General features: G+C 67.0%; 14 protein-coding genes. 6 read left to right on the top strand and 8 right to left on the bottom strand.

The window, feature by feature from the left end; all coding sequences use genetic code 11:
• Nucleotide 1 precedes the first annotated feature (1 nt).
• The 3 genes from HHL13_RS06725 to HHL13_RS06735 all read right to left on the bottom strand — a co-directional run bounded on the left by HHL13_RS06725 (nucleotide 2) and on the right by HHL13_RS06735 (nucleotide 4,062).
• The gene (locus tag HHL13_RS06725; protein ID WP_206376855.1) at nucleotides 2–823 is read right to left on the bottom strand and encodes a 4-(cytidine 5'-diphospho)-2-C-methyl-D-erythritol kinase; all 822 of its coding nucleotides are present in this window, start codon (nucleotides 821–823) and stop codon (nucleotides 2–4) included.
• Entirely contained in the window at nucleotides 810–2,345 is a 1,536-nt protein-coding gene (locus tag HHL13_RS22815) for a tetratricopeptide repeat protein (RefSeq protein WP_169554940.1), read from the bottom strand. The genes HHL13_RS06725 and HHL13_RS22815 overlap by 14 nt, the downstream gene beginning before the upstream one ends.
• A gap of 64 nt (nucleotides 2,346–2,409) precedes the next feature.
• Nucleotides 2,410–4,062, bottom strand: coding sequence for an electron transfer flavoprotein-ubiquinone oxidoreductase (locus tag HHL13_RS06735; protein ID WP_169554941.1), 1,653 nt, complete (start codon nucleotides 4,060–4,062; stop codon nucleotides 2,410–2,412).
• Nucleotides 4,063–4,191: 129 nt separating this feature from the next.
• Here HHL13_RS06735 and HHL13_RS06740 point away from each other — a divergent pair, with 129 nt between their 5' ends.
• The 4 genes from HHL13_RS06740 to rlmJ all read left to right on the top strand — a co-directional run bounded on the left by HHL13_RS06740 (nucleotide 4,192) and on the right by rlmJ (nucleotide 8,390).
• A complete protein-coding gene (locus HHL13_RS06740; RefSeq protein ID WP_169554942.1) occupies nucleotides 4,192–4,917 on the top strand; it encodes a uracil-DNA glycosylase family protein in 726 nt (241 codons plus the stop codon).
• Nucleotides 4,914–6,749 carry a lytic transglycosylase domain-containing protein gene (locus HHL13_RS06745; protein ID WP_169554943.1) on the top strand — a complete coding sequence of 612 codons (1,836 nt, stop codon included), beginning with the start codon at nucleotides 4,914–4,916 and terminating at the stop codon, nucleotides 6,747–6,749. The genes HHL13_RS06740 and HHL13_RS06745 overlap by 4 nt, the downstream gene beginning before the upstream one ends.
• Before the next feature lie 2 nt (nucleotides 6,750–6,751).
• The gene (gene moaB, locus HHL13_RS06750) at nucleotides 6,752–7,279 is read left to right on the top strand and encodes a molybdenum cofactor biosynthesis protein B (RefSeq protein ID WP_169554944.1); all 528 of its coding nucleotides are present in this window, start codon (nucleotides 6,752–6,754) and stop codon (nucleotides 7,277–7,279) included.
• 280 nt (nucleotides 7,280–7,559) lie between these two features.
• Nucleotides 7,560–8,390, top strand: a complete 831-nt coding sequence (gene rlmJ, locus HHL13_RS06755) for a 23S rRNA (adenine(2030)-N(6))-methyltransferase RlmJ (protein WP_169554945.1) — start codon at nucleotides 7,560–7,562, stop codon at nucleotides 8,388–8,390.
• 395 nt (nucleotides 8,391–8,785) lie between these two features.
• Here the strand turns inward: rlmJ and HHL13_RS06760 are convergent, their stop codons facing one another.
• Nucleotides 8,786–9,301, bottom strand: a complete 516-nt coding sequence (locus tag HHL13_RS06760) for a YbjN domain-containing protein (protein ID WP_169554946.1) — start codon at nucleotides 9,299–9,301, stop codon at nucleotides 8,786–8,788.
• 71 nt (nucleotides 9,302–9,372) lie between these two features.
• Entirely contained in the window at nucleotides 9,373–9,723 is a 351-nt protein-coding gene (locus tag HHL13_RS06765; RefSeq protein WP_169554947.1) for a VOC family protein, read from the bottom strand.
• A gap of 54 nt (nucleotides 9,724–9,777) precedes the next feature.
• Between HHL13_RS06765 and HHL13_RS06770 the strand changes: the two genes are divergently transcribed.
• A complete protein-coding gene (locus HHL13_RS06770; protein WP_169554948.1) occupies nucleotides 9,778–10,848 on the top strand; it encodes a PA0069 family radical SAM protein in 1,071 nt (356 codons plus the stop codon).
• A gap of 4 nt (nucleotides 10,849–10,852) precedes the next feature.
• On the opposite strand, the gene HHL13_RS06775 is transcribed toward HHL13_RS06770, so the two are convergent.
• The 3 genes from HHL13_RS06775 to HHL13_RS06790 form a co-directional block, all read right to left on the bottom strand.
• Nucleotides 10,853–12,253, bottom strand: coding sequence for a M1 family aminopeptidase (locus tag HHL13_RS06775; protein WP_169554949.1), 1,401 nt, complete (start codon nucleotides 12,251–12,253; stop codon nucleotides 10,853–10,855).
• Between the two features lie 18 nt (nucleotides 12,254–12,271).
• Nucleotides 12,272–14,407 carry a GDSL-type esterase/lipase family protein gene (locus tag HHL13_RS22820; protein ID WP_206376856.1) on the bottom strand — a complete coding sequence of 712 codons (2,136 nt, stop codon included), beginning with the start codon at nucleotides 14,405–14,407 and terminating at the stop codon, nucleotides 12,272–12,274.
• Nucleotides 14,408–14,468: 61 nt separating this feature from the next.
• Complete coding sequence (locus tag HHL13_RS06790) at nucleotides 14,469–16,415, bottom strand: ATP-binding protein (protein ID WP_169554950.1); 1,947 nt, start codon at nucleotides 16,413–16,415, stop codon at nucleotides 14,469–14,471.
• A gap of 302 nt (nucleotides 16,416–16,717) precedes the next feature.
• Here HHL13_RS06790 and HHL13_RS06795 point away from each other — a divergent pair, with 302 nt between their 5' ends.
• Nucleotides 16,718–17,389: a cyclic nucleotide-binding domain-containing protein gene (locus HHL13_RS06795; RefSeq protein WP_169554951.1), complete on the top strand. Its 672-nt coding sequence runs from the start codon at nucleotides 16,718–16,720 to the stop codon at nucleotides 17,387–17,389.
• Nucleotides 17,390–17,393: the final 4 nt, after the last annotated feature.

A 17,393-nucleotide genomic window follows, 5' to 3' on the forward strand; every position in this document is an offset into this window, starting at 1 on the left:
ATCACACGAGCCGCGTCGCCGCCACCCACCATTGGGGCCGCATCGCCCCCGCCGCCGTATCGCGCGCCGCGACGCTCTCGAACAGCGCGAAACAGGTCGCCCCGGAACCCGACATCCGCGCCAGCAGCACGCCGTCCTGCGCGGCCAGCAACGCCAGCACCTCGCCGACCACCGGCGCGATCGCGCGCGCGGGCGCCTCCAGATCGTTCCGTCCCGCCAGCGCGACCTCCAGCAGCGGCCCGGTCCCGATCGGACCGCGATCCACGCCTTCCCACCGCCGGAACACCTCGGCGGTGGACACCGCGACACCCGGATTGACCAGCAGCACTGGCTGTCCCGCCAGTCCGTCGATCGCCCGCAACTGCTCGCCCCGCCCCGTTCCCAGCGCGGTCTCGCCCAGCAGACAGGCTGGAACGTCCGATCCCAGCGTATCGGCAATCGGGAACAGTGCCTCCAGACCCACGCCCTGCAACCGCCCCAGCGCGCGCAGGGTCGCGGCGGCATCTGCCGATCCGCCGCCGATGCCCGACGCCACCGGCAGATGCTTCTCCAGTTCGATCGCCCAGGGTCCGCCGCCAAAGGCTTCGGCAAACCGAGCCGCTGCCCGCGTGACCAGATTGTCGCCCTCGCCCGCCAGCGCCCCGGCGAACGGCCCGGTCACCCGCAACCCCTCGCCTTCGCTTACGCGGATCACATCGCCCGTCTCGACGAAGGCGAACAGCGTCTCCAGTTCGTGATAGCCGTCGGGCCGCCGGGCCCGGACGTGCAGCGCCAGGTTCAGCTTCGCGCGGGCAGGCTCCGAAGCCACCTCAGTTGACGGCATCGAGCCCGTTGGCGATCTTGCCCGCGATGCGCGGTGCGGCGGTGTCGTCGGCATAGAGCGCCGCCGCCTTCCACGCATAGCGCGCTTCGTAATGCCGCCCGAGCTTCCAGTAGATGTCGCCCAGATGCTCGTTGACCTGGCTCCCGCCCGGATCGGCCTGCGCGGCGCGCTCGATCAGCGGCAGCGCCCGGTCGACATCGCCGCGGGTGTAATAGGCCCAGCCCAGCGCGTCGGTGATCGCTGCGTCGCCCGGCCGCAGCCGGCTGGCGCGCTCGAGCATATACTGGCCTTCCTCCAGATTTTCGCCGCGCGAGATCAGCGCCGATCCGAGATAGCTCAGCACCTGCGCTTCACGCGGCGAAAGCGCCACGGCCCGGCGCAGCAGCGGCAGCGCCTCGGCCCATCGCCCGGCACGGTCCAGTGCGACGCCGCGCTGGTAATGGAGGTTCCAGTCGCTCTCCCCGCCCCGCCCGATCGCCACGCCATAGGCTGTCGCGGCGGCGGCATATTGCTTGTCGGCGGCCAGCAGGTCGCCATAGCCCTGCGCGTCGGCGCTGCTCGCGCCCCTTGCTTCGGACTGGAGCTTCGCCAGCGCGATCGCCTCGCGGGTCTTGCCCGCGCGGTTCAGCGCCGCGATGCGCCCCGCCGCCGCATTGCTCGCGAACGGGCTGTCGCGCCGGATCTGGTTCAACACCCCCAGCGCCTGATCGGCCATGCCCGACTTGGACAGCGCGTCGGCAAGATAAACCCGACTGCGGTCATCGGTGGGATCGAGCAGCAACGCGGCGCGCGTCAGCAGGATCGAGATCGGCGGCGGCGCTTCCTCCTGCGCCAGATCCACCGTCAGGTTGATGAACAGCCAGGCCGAACCCAGCGCCGCGCTCGGCTTCGCGCCACGCCCGACGCGGCTGCGCAGGCCCGGCATTTCGGGCCGGTCGCCGGACAGCAGCTCGCGGGCTTCGTTACGCTTGCCCATCACCCCCAGCAGGTGCGCGGCGTCGACCCGCAGTTCGTCGCTCACCGACGCGGGGCGCAGGATCGCGCGCAGCGCGTCCAGCCCTTCGTCGGAGCGCCCCATCGCGACCAGCAGCAGCGCCCGGTTCTCGACCGCGTAGCGCCGCGTCAGCGGGCTGCCCTTCGCGGCGGCCTCGAGAATGGGGAACGGGTCCTCGCCCCGGTCGAAAGCGATCCAGGCGCGCAGCACCGGGACCATGAACTCCAGCGGCCCCTTTTCCATCCGGCCCAGTGCGGCATCGATCCCCGCGCGGTCTCCAGCCTTCAGCGCCAGCGAATAGCGCAGGATCGCGGCGTCGACCGGCGCCTCGGGGCTCTTCGCCAGCGCCCTTTCGGCCAGGTCGGCCAGCCCATAGTCCCCCACCGCCAGCGCTTGCCGATAGGCATAGAGCGCGATCGCGGGATCGTCCGGCGCGGCCTTCAGCGCAGCGGCATAGCCGGCAACGGCGGTGGCAGCGTCGCCACGCTCGTCGGCCGCGCGGGCGCGGACATAGGCAGTGGTATCCACACTCTGGGCAAACGCCGGCATCGCGACGGAGAGCGCCAAGCCGAATAGCGTCGCGGCACCAGCTTTACATATTGGGGTAATTGGGTCCGCCTCCGCCCTCGGGCACCACCCAGTTGATGTTCTGGCTGGGGTCCTTGATGTCGCACGTCTTGCAGTGCACGCAATTCTGCGCGTTGATCTGGAAGCGAAGGTCGTCGCCCTCGCCCACCACCTCGTAAACGCCTGCCGGACAATAACGCTGCGCCGGCTCCGCATACAACGGCAGATTGACGTGGATCGGCACGTCCGGATCCTTCAGCGTCAGGTGCACCGGCTGGTCTTCCTCGTGATTGGTGTTCGAAATGAACACCGACGAGAGCCGGTCGAACGTCAGCACGCCGTCCGGCTTGGGATAGTCGATCGGCTGATGCAGGCTGGCATTGTCCATATAGGTGTAATCGGGCTTGTGCTTCATCGTGAACGGCCAGCGCAGGCCCAGATGCTCGCACCACATCGCGATCCCGGCCACCGCCGTGCCCCAGGTCGCGCCGAACTTCTTGACCAGCGGCACCACGTTGCGGACGCCGCGAAGCTCCTTGTAGATCCAGCTATTCTCGTAAGCCTCAGGGTATGCGGCCAGCTCGTCGGAGGTCCGACCCGCCTGCACCGCCGCGAAGGCTGCTTCGGCGGCCATCATCCCGCTCTTCACCGCGGTATGGCTGCCCTTGATCCGCGGCACGTTGAGGAAGCCCGCCGCGCAGCCGACCAGCGCGCCGCCGGGGAACACCAGCTTGGGCACCGACTGCCAGCCGCCATCGGTGATCGCCCGCGCGCCGTACGACACGCGCTTGCCGCCCTTCAGGATCTTGCTGATCTCGGGATGGGTCTTCCACCGCTGGAGCTCGTGGAACGGCGAGAGATACGGATTCTTGTAGTCGAGCCACACGACGAAGCCGAGCGCGACCTGATTATCCGCCTGATGATAAAGGAAACTGCCGCCATTGGTGTCGTCGTCAAGCGGCCAGCCCTGGGTGTGGATCACCCGGCCGGGCACGTGATTCTCGGGATCGATGTCCCACAATTCCTTGATGCCGATGCCATAAACCTGCGGCTGGCTGTCACGGTCCAGCTCGAACTGGCGGATCAGCTGCTTGGTCAGATGCCCGCGCGCGCCCTCGGCGAAGAAGGTGTATTTCGCGTGGAGTTCCAGCCCCGGCTGGTAATCGCCCTTGTGCGTGCCGTCGCGCGCCACGCCCATGTCGCCGGTCGCGACGCCCTTCACCGAACCATCCTCATTGTAGAGGATCTCGGCCGCGGCGAAGCCCGGGAATATCTCGACGCCCAGTTCCTCGGCCTTGCCCGCCAGCCAGCGGCACAGATTGCCGAGCGATCCGGTATAGGTGCCCTTATTGTGCAGATAGGGCGGCGTGATGAACTCGGGCATCGCCGACTTGCCGGTCTTGGTCAGCGTCCAGTGATGATTCTCGGTCACCGGCGTCGAAGCCAGCGGACAGCCCTGCTCGCGCCAGTCCGGGATCAGCTCGTCCAGCCCCTTCGGATCGACCACTGCGCCCGACAGGATATGCGCGCCGACTTCCGAACCCTTTTCGAGCACGCAGACCGCGAGTTCGCTGCCCGTCTCGTTCGCCAGCTGCTTCAGGCGAATCGCCGCCGAAAGCCCTGCCGGTCCGGCCCCGACGATCACCACGTCGTAAGGCATCGACTCCCGTTCGCTCATCGCAATCTCCCTGCCCGTCCCGCTTCCGGACGGCTTGCCTCGTTCTCGTCGCGTATCCGCAACGCCTTGTCCCTGTGCCGATGAAGCCTAATTGACCGTGCCGTCAAGGCAGGAGCCTATGGGCATCATATGGGGGCGGAACTGACAACCGACTGGCGCACCGGCGCCGCAAGCGTGCTCGACTGGTGGTCGGACGCGGGCGTGGACATGCTCGCGGACGACGAACCGCGCGACTGGCTGGCCCCGCCAGTCGTCAAGCGCGAAGCCGCGGCGACCCCTGACGCCGTAGCGGAACCGGTCGAGGAAAAGCTCCCCGATACGCTGGAGGCGTTCGTCGCATGGCGACTGGGCGAGGACGCCCCCGAGGCCGGATGGATGACCCCGCGCGTCGGGCCGCAGGGGTCTCCGGACGCGCCGCTGATGATCCTCACCGACATGCCCGAGGCCGGCGACACCGAATCGCTGACCGGCGGCGCGCCGGGCCGGCTGCTCGACCGGATGCTCGCGGCGATCGGCGAGTCGCGCGATTCGGCCTATATTGCGTCGGTCGCCACGGCCTGTCCGATCGGCGGCCGCATCCCGCCCGAGCAGGAAGAACGGCTGATCTCGCTGGCGCTGCATCACATCGGGCTGGTTTCGCCCAAGAAGCTGCTGATCCTCGGCCAGACGGCGAACCGTGTCGGTGGCGCGGCGGATGGTTCAGCTTCGCTAAATGGCATACGTGACATTAAACATTCTGGTGGAAATACAGACGGTGTGACGATCCGTCATCCGCGCTTCCTGCTGGATCACCCCGCGGGCAAGGCCGATGCCTGGAGACAATTGTTGCTGTTGAGCCGGGGAACCAGCCAGTGAATTTGCGTATCGCCCTGGTCGCCGCCTTGCTGGCGACTCCATTGTCCGCCCATGCGGAAGACCGCCTTGTCGCCGAGGACGATCTCAGCGTTCCCGCCGCCCCGCTCGATCTCTCGAAGCTCAACAAGGCGGTTCGCGACGGCGACTCCCTGCCCGTCGCGCCTGCCGCGAAGAAGCGCGACGGCGATGGCATTCCCGATCAGCTCGACACCGAACAGCGCGCGGGATATCGCGCCGTCTTCGCCGCGATCCGCGCCGGGCGCTGGGCCGACGCCACGCTTCAGCTCAATGCGATGAAGCCCGGCCCGCTCCACGCGATCGCCCGCGCCGAGCTCTATACCGCCCGCAATTCGCCCAAGGTAGATCTAGCGCCGCTGCTCCAGCTCCTGTCCGAAGCGCCCGAACTGCCCCAGGCCGATCAGCTCAGCCGCATGGCGCTCAATCGCGGCGCGACCAATGTGCCGGCGCTGCCCAGCACCACGCGCCTCGTCTGGTTCGACGCCGCGCCGGTCCGCCAGCGCGTCCGCACCGTGCGCAGCGACAGCGCCTCGACCGAAGTCGCCCTCGCCATCCAGCCTTTCATCAAGGCCGATGACGGTGTCTCCGCCGAAGCTCTCGTCGAACGCTTCAGCCCCGATCTCACCGACGATGCCCGTACCGAATGGCAGCAGAAGGTTGCCTGGGTCTATTATGTCGCCGGCGACGACGCCAATGCGCGCCGCGTCGCGGCCAAGGCGCAGCAGGGCAGCGGCGACTGGCGCGTCACCGCGCACTGGGTCGGCGGCCTCGCCGCCTGGCGTCAGAAGGATTGCGAAGGCGCGGGCGATGCCTTCATCGCTGTCTCGCGCGAAGCGAACGACGTCGAACTCCGCTCCGCCGGGCTTTACTGGGCCTCGCGCGCCGACATGGCCTGCGGCCGGCCCGAGCGGGTCGCGGCGCACCTGAACGGTGCGGCGCAATATGGCGAGACCTTCTACGGCCTGCTCGCCCGTCAGGCGCTCGGCATCGAGGACAAGCCCGCGCGCGGCGAACGCGTCTCCGACGACTGGCGTTCGCTGGAGCGCCGCCCGAACGTCCGCGTCGCTGCGGCGCTGGTCGAGATCGGCGAAAACCGCCTCGCCGACGAAGTGCTCCGCCATCAGGCGAAGCTCGGCAATGCGCAGGATCACGCCGCGCTCAGCCGCCTCGCCGGCCGGATGAACCTGCCCGCGACCCAGCTCTGGCTGTCGCACAACGGCCCCGCCGGGGCGAAGCCGCTGGTCGAGGCGCGCTATCCCAAGCCCGACTGGACGCCCGACGGCGGCTGGCGCGTCGATCGCAACTTGGTTTACGCCCACACGCTCCAGGAATCGCGCTTCAATTCCGAGATCCGCAGCGCCGCCGGCGCGGTCGGCCTGCTTCAGGTCAAGCCGATCGCGGCAGTCGATGTCAGCCGCCGTCGCGGCACGCGCTACAACAGCGCCGATCTGACCAACCCCTCCGCCAATATGGAGCTGGGCCAGTCCTATATCGAGCAGTTGCGCGATTCCGCCTTCACCGGCGGCCTGCTGCCCAAGGTGGTCGCGGCGTACAATGCCGGACCGACTCCGGTCACCAACTGGAACAGTACGATCCGCGATAATGGCGATCCCCTGCTCTATATCGAGAGCATTCCGTACTGGGAGACGCGCGGCTACGTGATGATCGTGCTGCGCAACTACTGGATGTACGAGCTGCAGGAAGGCCGGACGTCGAACAGCCGCGCCGCGCTGGTCGATGGCATGTGGCCGCGCTTCCCGGGCCTTCCCGGCGCGACCGCCGTCCGGATCGGCGGACGCTCGCCTTCCTACTGATCATGCCGATCGACGAGTCCCGCAGCTTCCAGCCCGTCCGGATCGCGGTGCTGACCATTTCGGACACGCGCACGCTGGCCGACGACCGCTCTGGCGACACGTTGGTCGAACGCCTCACCGGCGCGGGCCATATCCTGGCCGACCGCGCGATCGTCACCGACGATCCCGATCAGATCGTCGGCAAGCTTCACGCGTGGATCGACGATGCGGGCGTGGACGTAATCCTCACCACAGGCGGCACCGGCGTCACCGGCCGCGACATCACGCCGGAGGCGTTGGCCCGCGTCTGGGACAAGGAAATCCCCGGCTTTGGCGAACTGTTCCGCTGGCTCAGCTACCAGAGCATCGGCACCTCGACGATCCAGTCCCGCGCCACTGCGGGCGTCGCGCGCGGCACCTATATCTTCGCCCTGCCCGGCTCGACCGGCGCGGTGAAAGACGGCTGGGACGGCATCCTGCGCGACCAGCTCGACATCCGCCACCGGCCCTGCAACTTCGTCGAACTGCTGCCGCGGCTGACGGAGCGCTGACCCCGGGGTCATCCCGGGAAAGGCAGGGTCGCGCTCCTTTCCGGCGATCTCCACAAACCCAGCCGCTTGCGGCTGGTAACGGGTGGAAAGCAGTCGTCCGACCGCGCCTCCGCCTCTGATCGCGATCGCTTAACGGAGCTTGAGGCCTCCCGCAGAAGTGCTTTGAAGGTTTCCACCCGACTGGTTACGAGCACCGGATTGGTTGCCTCAATCGCATCGCGCTCGGCTTCTGCGCCCAGCAGTTGATATCAAGGCAGGCCGTCAGGATTTTGGAATCACAATGAATTATCGCCATTCCTTCCATGCTGGCAATAGCGCCGATGTCGTGAAACACAGCCTGCTGATCGCTCTCGTGCGAGCCTTGCAGCACAAAGAGGGCGCGCTGACGCTGATCGATACCCATGCCGGCTGCGGGCTGTACGACCTTGGTGGCGACGAAGCCCAACGCACCGGCGAGTCCATGCAGGGTGTGGTGCGGGCCTTTGCCGACCCGAACCCCTTGCTGAACGACTATCGCGCCGCCGTACAGACGGTGAATGCCGGGGCCGAGCCGCAGTTATACCCGGGTTCGCCGCAGATCCTGGCGCAGCTTCTGCGTCCGCAGGACTTCCTGATCCTGAACGAAAAGCATCCCGAAGACGCCTATACGCTGCGCGGCGTGATGCGAGGCACATCCGCCGCCGTGCATGAGCGCGACGCCTACGAGTTTTGGCTGGCGATGCTGCCGACCCGCACCGCGCGCGGCGTGGTGGTGGTCGACCCGCCTTATGAGCAGACGGACGAACGCGCCCGTATCACCGCAACCCTCGCCGCCGCTCACCGCAAATGGGCGCATGGGGTGACGGTGATCTGGTATCCGCTGAAGGACCGCGAGACGCATGTGCGCTGGACGGGACAGCTACGCAGACTCGGCATCCCGAAATTTCTGACCGTGGAGCATTGGCTGTACGATCGCGATCAGCCCGGCATCTATAACGGCGCGGGCCTTTATATCGTCAACCCGCCATACGCCTTCACGCAGGCGCTGCCGCCTCTGCTGGAGGCGCTGCGCGCCGCGCTGGCGCCAGAGGGGCATAGGGGTGAGATCACAACTGATTGGTTGGGCGACTAGAATAGACCCTCATCACCCTCTCCCAAAGGAAGACGGGCCGCGCGGCAGGTTGAAGAGTCCGCCTGCTTCGGGGGCAAAAAGCCGCCAAACCGCGCCAGGTCTGCAAACCGGACGATCGTCGTCAATTTGACGAACGCAGAGAAGAAGCGGGATCCCCGCGTTCGCGGGGATGACGCCATAGGCTAACCAGCCGCCCTCCACTCCACGCCCTTGCAATGTTGGATTCCGCCTGCTTGGCTCGCCGCCACCGCCGCTAACCGGCCGCTCTTTGAAATGGTAACGAACCCCACCTTTATCCGATTTTTCGGGAAGGCTGTTTTTTCCCATTCTAGGTGTCAACCGTGTCAACCGCACCGGTTCGCGCGATCGTCACCGAACGCGCATCCGCACCGGACTCAGGCCTTCGGCTTGAGGTCCAGTTCCTTCTGGAAGAACTCGCCCAGTTCGCCGAGCATCGAGCTCCACCAGTCGAGCACATCGGCGAAATTGCGTTCGTTCAGCCCGCCGATCGTCGCCACGTCATAGGCGACCAGAAACCGCCCATCCTCGGGCACTGAAGCCTGAAGGAAGCGCTTGCTGCGGTTCCAGCGATTGGCGAGGTCCGCGCTATTCTCGGCTTCCTTCTTGAACGTCACTTCGAACCGCAGCGAATCGCAATTCTTGTTCTGCTCGCAGCCATAGAAATAGACGTCGAAATGATAGGCGGCCTCGTCGCTCTCGATCATCGGATCGCCCTGCTTGTCGACGGTCTGCTTGGGCTTGAGGCCAGCCTTCTCCATCGCACGCATCACCGTGGCGGGATCGCTGGCGCATACCAGCCCCTCGCCGCAAGGCTTGCGGTCCTGCGCCTGCGCGGCGCCGGTCGTGACCAGCAGAGCCGCAGCGGCGGCGGCGAGATAAACGATACGCATGGCAACTCCCCCGAAATCAGGCGCTCAGCCTAACATGCGGGGGAGCCGCTGCAATGTGCCGATTGTGCCGGTCAGTGCGCTTCCGGCTCATTGATGAACACGCCCAGTTCATGCCCGTGCGGGTCCTTGAAGTGGAAACGCCGTCCGCCCGGATAGGGGAAGATCGGCAGGGTGATCGTGCCCCCCGCCGCTACGACCTTCTCCAGCGCGCCCTCCAGATCCTCGGTCACCTCGATGATCGGCAGGATGCCGGCGGTCGCCTGTTCCTGGTCGCCGTTCAGGCCCAGATCGGTATCCCCGCTCGTGGTCGCCGAATATTCCGGCCCGAAATCGGTGAAGTCCCATCCGAACGCGCCCGCATAGAAATCGCGCACGCCCGCCACATCCTTCACCGGCAGTTCGACATAGCTGATCCGAAGCATCTTGTTCCTTTCAATGTTCTTGCTATGTTCTAGTCGTGCGCCTAGCCTCTGGCAATGGCAAAGACTCGTCCCACCCACGGCGCGACGCTGAACCGGGAGAGCAGACGGTTCAACCTGCCCGAACGCGAATCCGACGGCGACTGGCTGGACGATCGCGAGCTGGTGGACGATGGCCCGCCGCCATTGCGCACCACCGTGACGGTGGAGAAGCCGAAGACGATCATCACGCGCAACGCGTCGCCCGACATCGCGTTCGATCGCTCGATCAATCCGTATCGGGGGTGCGAGCATGGCTGCATCTATTGCTTCGCCCGGCCGACGCACGCCTATCACGACTTGTCCCCCGGTCTCGATTTCGAAACGCGGCTGTTCGCCAAGCCCGATGCCCCCGCCCTGCTGCGCGAGGAACTGAAGAAGCGAGGCTATGTGTGCCGGCCGATCGCGTTCGGCACCAATACCGATCCCTATCAGCCGATCGAGAAGGAATGGCGGATCACCCGCGCCTGTATCGAGGTGCTGGCCGAAACCAGCCATCCGCTGACGATCACCACCAAGTCCGATCGCGTGATCCGAGACATCGATCTGCTCGCCCCGATGGCGGCAAAGGGGCTGGCGGCGGTGATGATCTCGGTCACATCGCTCGATCCGAAGGTGGCCATGACGGTAGAGCCCCGCGCGCCGCATCCGGAAAAGCGCCTCGCGGCGGTGCGCAGGCTGACCGATGCAGGCATCCCCACCTTCGTCTCGATGTCGCCGATCATCCCGGCGATCACCGATCACGAGATGGAGCATATCATGGAACGCGCGGCGGAAGCGGGTGCGCGCGCCGTCTTCTTCCTGCCGGTCCGCCTGCCGCACGAAGTCGCCCCGCTGTTTCGCGCCTGGCTCGACACGCATTTCCCCGATCGCGCGGGCAAGGTGATGTCGATCATCCAGTCGATCCGAGGCGGACGCGACAACGATCCCAATTTCCACACGCGGTTCAAAGGGCAAGGCGCCTGGGCCGATCTGCTGCGCACCCGCTTCCATATCGCGGCGAAGCGCTATGGCCTCGACGGCCCCCGCATCGCCCTGCGCACCGACCTGTTCCGCCCGCCGGCCGGAGCACAGGGCGTGCTGTTCTAAAAGGCTATTCGCGCATCTGTTCCTTGATCGGGATCTCCTCGACCGCGAGCGGAACGCCGGTGGCGCGGAACAGACGGCGGAAGAACGCCTTTGGATCGGGATGGCCCTGCTTGATGAAGACCCGGACATCCTCCGTCAAAGCGGGGTCTCGCGTGATCAGTTGAAAGCGCGCAAGCCAGTCCTCGGCGGTCACTTCCTCGTCGCGGCGGTTCGCCAGGATCAGGCTGCGGATGAACTCGAAACTGTCGGAGCGCGGATAGCGCTGCTTCGTCGCATGTTCGGCCGCCAGCGCCAGCATCGCGCCGCAGCCATAATAACCATTATTGCCGACGCGGCCGCCCACCTTCGACAGCGACTGGTTGGGCCGGATCGACATCAGGCACTCGTTCATCATCCGCCGCAATTCGCTGTACACGTCATAGTCGGGCAGCATTTCCTCCAGCGCGCGCGTGGCGAGGAAGTCCGCGCCGCCCTCGGTGATCCAGCGCTCGTTCGAGTTGCTGGTGCGCACCGTCCGTCCCAGCCAGAAATGCGCGGCCTCGTGCCCGATGAACTCGCGCATCGTGTCGAGCTTCTTGGAATCGCGCCACCGCGCGCTCTGGCCGGAGATCTGGATCATGATCATCCCCTCCAGCACACGCCCGCCAAGCATCCAGCCATCGTCCGTCGCGCCGCCCCATGCGACCATCGCCAGCGGCCGCGCATCGCGCGACGGGCCCAGCTTGCGGGTATAGAATTGCAGCAGGCGCGGGGTGAAATCATTCACCTCGGTGCGGATCCACGCGGGCAGGCCCGCATCGAGCACACCGGCGTAGTTGGGTGCTTCGACCACCGGCGTGTCGCCGGCATAGACATAGGTGTTGCCGCTATCCATCAGCAGGCTGACCGTGCCGATCGCAGCCTTGCCTCGCAGCAACAGGCGGCGGCCGGGATCGTTGAACGCGATGCGGGTGACCGGCCGCTCGGCATCCACATTCGTCCGGCCCTTGACCACCGGAAGCATCATGAAATTGTCGCTGAGGAACGCGAGGCTGCCGTCCGAAAAGCGCACGGCGGGCGTGAAGTCCGACGGCAGCAGATCGACATAGGGCCGGATGCGGATCCGGACGCTGGTAAGCGGCTTGCCTCCGCCGTCCAGCCGGTCGAAGCCCGCGCTGCGCTGCAATTTCACGCCCGGCGTTTCGACCGTCCAGGACTTCACCCGCCACGATCCCCCCTTGTTGTCGTCGGACGATCGCGGAAAGAACCAGACGGGCGCTTCCGGGCCGAACCTGTACTCGACCAGCCACTCGCCATTTTCCGCCCGGGTGACCGAAATCTCGACCTGCGGCCGATCCGCGGCCGGTGCCGCGGCGGGCGTTGCGAAGAGAGTGAGCGCAAGCGCGCAGATCAGCCAGCGGAACATAGGTCCGGCCAAGCTATCTCATCGGCAGAAACTGTCCAGCGCAGGCTTCCTGTATCCAGCCGGAACCGGCAGGTTCCTCGCGCCCATAGCGCCCTCAAGACCCTGCGGATCGGGCGCGAGCGAGGGGTTCACTTCCGCCCGGTAATAGGAATCGCGCGTCGCCTCCTCCAGCGTGACGAAGCGGAAGCCGTGCTTGCGGTACAATTCCAGCAATTGCGGCAGCATGTGCGCATCGAACGCTCCGGCATGGAGCAGCAGCACATAGGGAATGTCGCGCCCGTACAATGCATTCGCCATCGCGCGATACCGGCCGACGTTCCACTCGGCGTCCTCGATCCACGCCTTCTCCAGCGCGGCGACGGCTGCCGTGTCGCCCTTCGCCATGCAGCGGGCATAGGGTTCGTTATAGGCCCAGTCGCCGAAGTCCATCGTCACCGGCGCGACCTTGTAGCCGCGCGCGCCCAGCATCGCGCGGATGCGCGCGCGGCGGGCGGGATCGTTCGATGCTTCGGACAGGAACGGGTAGCGGAACCAGCGCCAGTCGGCCTTGCCCATCAGCGATTGCAGCAGCGGCTCGTTCTTCGACAGTTCGCTCGCGAACTGCTCGTCGGTCAGATTCGCGAGGTTGGCATGGCTCCACCCGTGATTGGCCAGAGGGTAACCGGCGTGGCGCCACACCTTCAGCGCAGGCGCGGTCTCCGGCTCGCGTTCGGCCGAGGCGCCGTTGATGAAGGCATAGGCCTGCGGCACGCCGGCCTTCTTCAGCGCCGCGGTGATCCGCTCGGCGACCTGAACCTGCGACACGCCTGGCGGGGTGATGGTGTGCTTGGGCAGATCGTCGAAGGTGAAGGCGATCATCGGCGCGGGCTCGGCCTTGGGCAGAACCATCCGCCCCGGCCGTCCCTTCCACTTCGCGCGCGGCGTCAGCAGGTCGAGCGGCACCATATTCGCCATCGCCTGATAACCGGCCATCGACGGATGCAGCCCGTCACCCGAATCATATTCCGCACGCAGAAAGGTCGGGCGCAGCGGATCGCGCATCACCGCGTCGAAATCGATTACCGCGTCGAAATTGCCCGGCTCGCGGATCCACGCATTCACTGCCTGCCGGTCGGCTTCGTTGGCCGCGTCGGGATGATAATAGCCCGATCCGCCATAAGGCAGGATCGTCGCGCCGATCGCGATGATCCCGCGCGACCGGGCGCGCGACACCATCTGGCGCAGCGCCCCGATCATCCGCTCGACCTGCGCGCCATGTTCCTCGAGACTGACCGGCGCATCGCGAGTCAGTGTGCCGAGATCGTTGACCCCTTCGAGGATGATCAGGTGCGTCACGCCCGGCGGAGTCAGCACGTCGCGGTCGAACCGCGCGACTGCGTTCGGCCCCAGCCCGTCGGCGAGCAGCCGGTTGCCGCCGATGCCCGCATTGAGCACCGCCATCTGGTTCAGATCGGCCGTACCGCGCAGCCGCAGTTGCAGCGCGTCGGTCCAGCGCTTGTTGGTATTGGGCTTCACCCCCGATCCGTCGGTGATCGAATCGCCCAGCACGACGACCGCCGATCCGCGCGGCGCGTCGATCTCGATCCCCGCAAGCTGATACCAGTGGTCGACCGGCTTCGCCCCCGCCAGTTCGGCGTCGCGGGTGTGGTCGCCCGCCAGCGTATAGGAAGTCGCGCGCGATCCGGGATGGCCGGTCTGCTGCGCGGGTGCGGCGGGCAAGTGGATCGAGATGCTCAGGTCCGCGCCTTCAGCAATCGGCATCGCCACCGGATCCGACCAGTAATCGGCCCCTGCCGGGATGGTCGCATCGCCGCGCCCGTTGAACGTCAGCTTCTTCAGGCTCGCCACATCGATCCGCGCCGAAGCCGGATCGGGCGCGCGCGCGATCGTCGCCGCCGAGATGCGCAGCGGCGCAGTGCCGAAGACATTGGAAAAGCGTACCCGCAGCCGGCTTCCGCCGATCTGCACGCGCACCACCTGCCGCAGCGTTGCGTCCTTCATATCCTCGGGCGGCAGCGCGTTGCGCGGTTCGGGAATCTGCTGCGACGTCGCCCAGGCCGCAACCCAGCGCTCGCCCGGTGCCGTCTGCGCCATCACCGCACCGCTCAGCGCCAGCGTCACGAACGCCAGCAGCAGCCGCACTCGGCCCATCATCCCTCTCCCATACCTATGATAACGCTACCATAGCCTACGGAAGAGGGATGACAAGCACGCCTCAGAAGCCAACCCGGCCCCCGCCCTCGGGCTTGGCATCGGCCTCGCCGCGGAGCCGTTCGACGATCCCGGCGGGCGTCACGTTGCCGGCAAAGCGCAACTGCCGCTTCACCACCGCGAAATCGCCGGCGGTGAGGTTCGTCACATCGCCAAGCGCCGCCGGCGCGGCCATGCCGAAGAACCGCACGAACGCCGCCGCCGCCCGCTCGCGCCCGAACGGACGCAGGTCCAGCTTGAACACGAAGCGCCGCAGCGCCGCGGGATCGAGCCGCCCGGCGAAGTTGCTCGCCGCAACGAACGGCAGCGGATGCCGGTCGAGCCAGGTGAGCAGTTCGTTGACCTGACTGACCTCCCAGCTCTGCGACGCGGTCGTCCGGTCGAACAGCAGCGAATCCGCTTCGTCGAAGAACAGCACGCCGCCTTCGCGCTCGGCCTGTTCGAACGCGTCGGCGATGTTGCCTTCGGTCCCGCCGACCCATTTGGACAGCAGGTCCGACGCGCGCTTGACGATCAGCGGACGATCGAGCGCCACCGCAAGGGCGTGCGCCAGCGCGGTCTTGCCCGTGCCCGGAGGCCCGGTGAGCAGCAGCGAGACGTCCGTCGGCGCATCCTTGCTGGTGATCCGGTCGAACAGCGCAGGCAGGTTCCGGTCGCTCTCGTACAGTTCGAGATCGACCGGCCCCGGCGCGGTCTGAACGATCGCGCCGCCACGCAACGCGCACGACAGCGCCTTGGCGAACACCAGCGTGTCCACCTGTTCCCCCGCCAGCCGCCCCGCTCGCGCCGCGACCCGCAGCACGGTCGCGGCTTCCGGCGCCGCCGCGACCAGATCGGTCATGGCGGCGTCGAGCACGACGGCTTCGTCCGCCGCGATCCGGGCGAGCATATGTTCGCCCGCGCGACGGCTGGGCAGGCCCAGCTTCATCACGAAGCTCATCCGCCGCAGGATCGCCGGATCGACATTGCCGATCGCATTGGTCGTCCAGATCACCGGCACCGCGTTGGTTTCCAGCAGCCGGTTGACGAAGATTTTCGAACCTTCGCGCCGGCTGAACCAGTCGCCCTGCGCGGGACTGGCATCGCCGATCAGGTCCTCCATCTCGTCGAACAGCAGCACCGTGTCGTTGCGCCCGGCCAGCACGCGATGCGCCAGCTGGAGCGCATTGACGCGCTCCCACCGACCCGGCTCCTCGCCATCGTCGCTCGCCTCGCCCACGCTGAACAGCGCGGCGCCCGCCGCATCGGCCAGCGTGCGCGCCAGTTCGGTCTTGCCGGTACCGGGCGGGCCGTGGATCAGGATGTTGATCCCCGCCGCCTTCTCGGCGATCGCCCCGCGCAACAGCCGGACCAGCAGCCCGGTTTCGGCTTCATGCCCAACGAAATCGCCGGGAGTCAGCCGCCCGCGCTGTCGCGCGCCGACCACCGCGGTGATCAGCGATTCCTCGGCATCATCCGAACGGTCGAGCAGCTTTTCCAGCGTCCACCCGATCTCGACATCGATCCTCCCCATGCGCGTACCGATCAGGCGCACCAGCCCCAGCCGCAGCACCGGGCTGCGGCGGATGGCGTGCACCTCCATTCCCGCCAGATCGGCGAGCAGCGTGGGCATATCCTGCCCATGCTCGCCGATCACCCGGAACAGCTGGGCCACGCGCGGGCAACGGTCGCCCGCCACGCACAGGCGCAGCAGGATCGCGTCGCCCGTGCCCAGCCCCAGCACGCGCGCCAGCGCATCCGCCTGCACCAGCGGGTGCGGCAGCGGCTCGGGCGCGCGCTCGCCCTTCAGCGCGGCAAGCAGCGCCGGCCAGGTCACGGGCTTGCCGCTTCCCATCAGCCAGCGATTGTGCGGCATCGCCCAGGCGCGAAGCCCCTTTGCGAATGCCGAAGTACCCGCGACATCGCGGGTTGCACGGAGCAGCAGGCTCCGCACGATTGCGAATTCGTCCATGATTACCCAATCCCTGCCCGGCCTCGCGACCGGACTCAGTCAATCTGTTTGTGGGAATTCCGTGGGAGGCATCAGCCGTCCCGCGGCGCCTGGGTGGGCGCGTTACGGGAGGGTGCGGAAGCTTCCCGGGGTTTGCCCCGATAGGAAATTGAAATCCGACACTTCATTTCTCCATGTGCCGCGGCGACGTCTGGTCCTCGCGACGGGCGGGCTGTTAACCGAATCGTTGCGCAAGCGCAAGATTGGCTGCTTCCCCCCTCCGCCGCCTTGCGCCATGATGGAGCGGAGTGAAGGAGTGGGGCATGTTCACGACCGGATCGCTGGTCCTTCAGCTGAGCTACGCACTGCTGGTGCTCGCGGTGGTGACGTCGCGAAAGCTGCCGCGCATCTTCATCGCGCTTTCCGCGCTCATCGCCCTCGCCCATGCGATCTGGTGGAGCGGCGATGCCGCCACGATCGGCTGGATGGCGCTTTTGCTCGGCGCGTGCCTCGTCGTGCTCGGGAACGATATTCTCGCCAATCGGCGCGCCCGGTTCAGCGAGGAAGAGGAAGCGATGCTTTCCGGCTTCCTTGCCGGCGTCCCGCGCCACACCGCCCGGCACCTGATCGATCAGGGCGTGTGGCTGTTCGGTGCCGAGGGCGACATGCTCACGCGCGAAAGCGAACCAGTCGAACGGCTGCTGTATCTCTCGCGCGGCGAAGCGAAGGTCTTTTCGGGATCGAGTCAGGTCGCGGCCTGTGGTCCGGGCGATCTGATCGGCGAAGCGACCGTGCTCACGGGCGGCCCGGCGACCGCGACGGTCGTGCTGGCCGGTCCGGCGCGCTTCTGGTGCATTCCGGCCCCGGCGCTCCGCGCCTATCTCACCGCGAACCCCGATCTGCTGCCTGCGCTGGAACGCAGCTTCTCCCGCGCGATGGGCGACAAACTGCGCACCAGCAACCGCACGATCGCAGCGGCCGGCGGCGTCGCCTAGCCCA

It is taken from the genome of Sphingomonas sp. G-3-2-10, from assembly GCF_012927115.1.
Taxonomy (GTDB): Bacteria; Pseudomonadota; Alphaproteobacteria; order Sphingomonadales; family Sphingomonadaceae; genus Sphingomonas.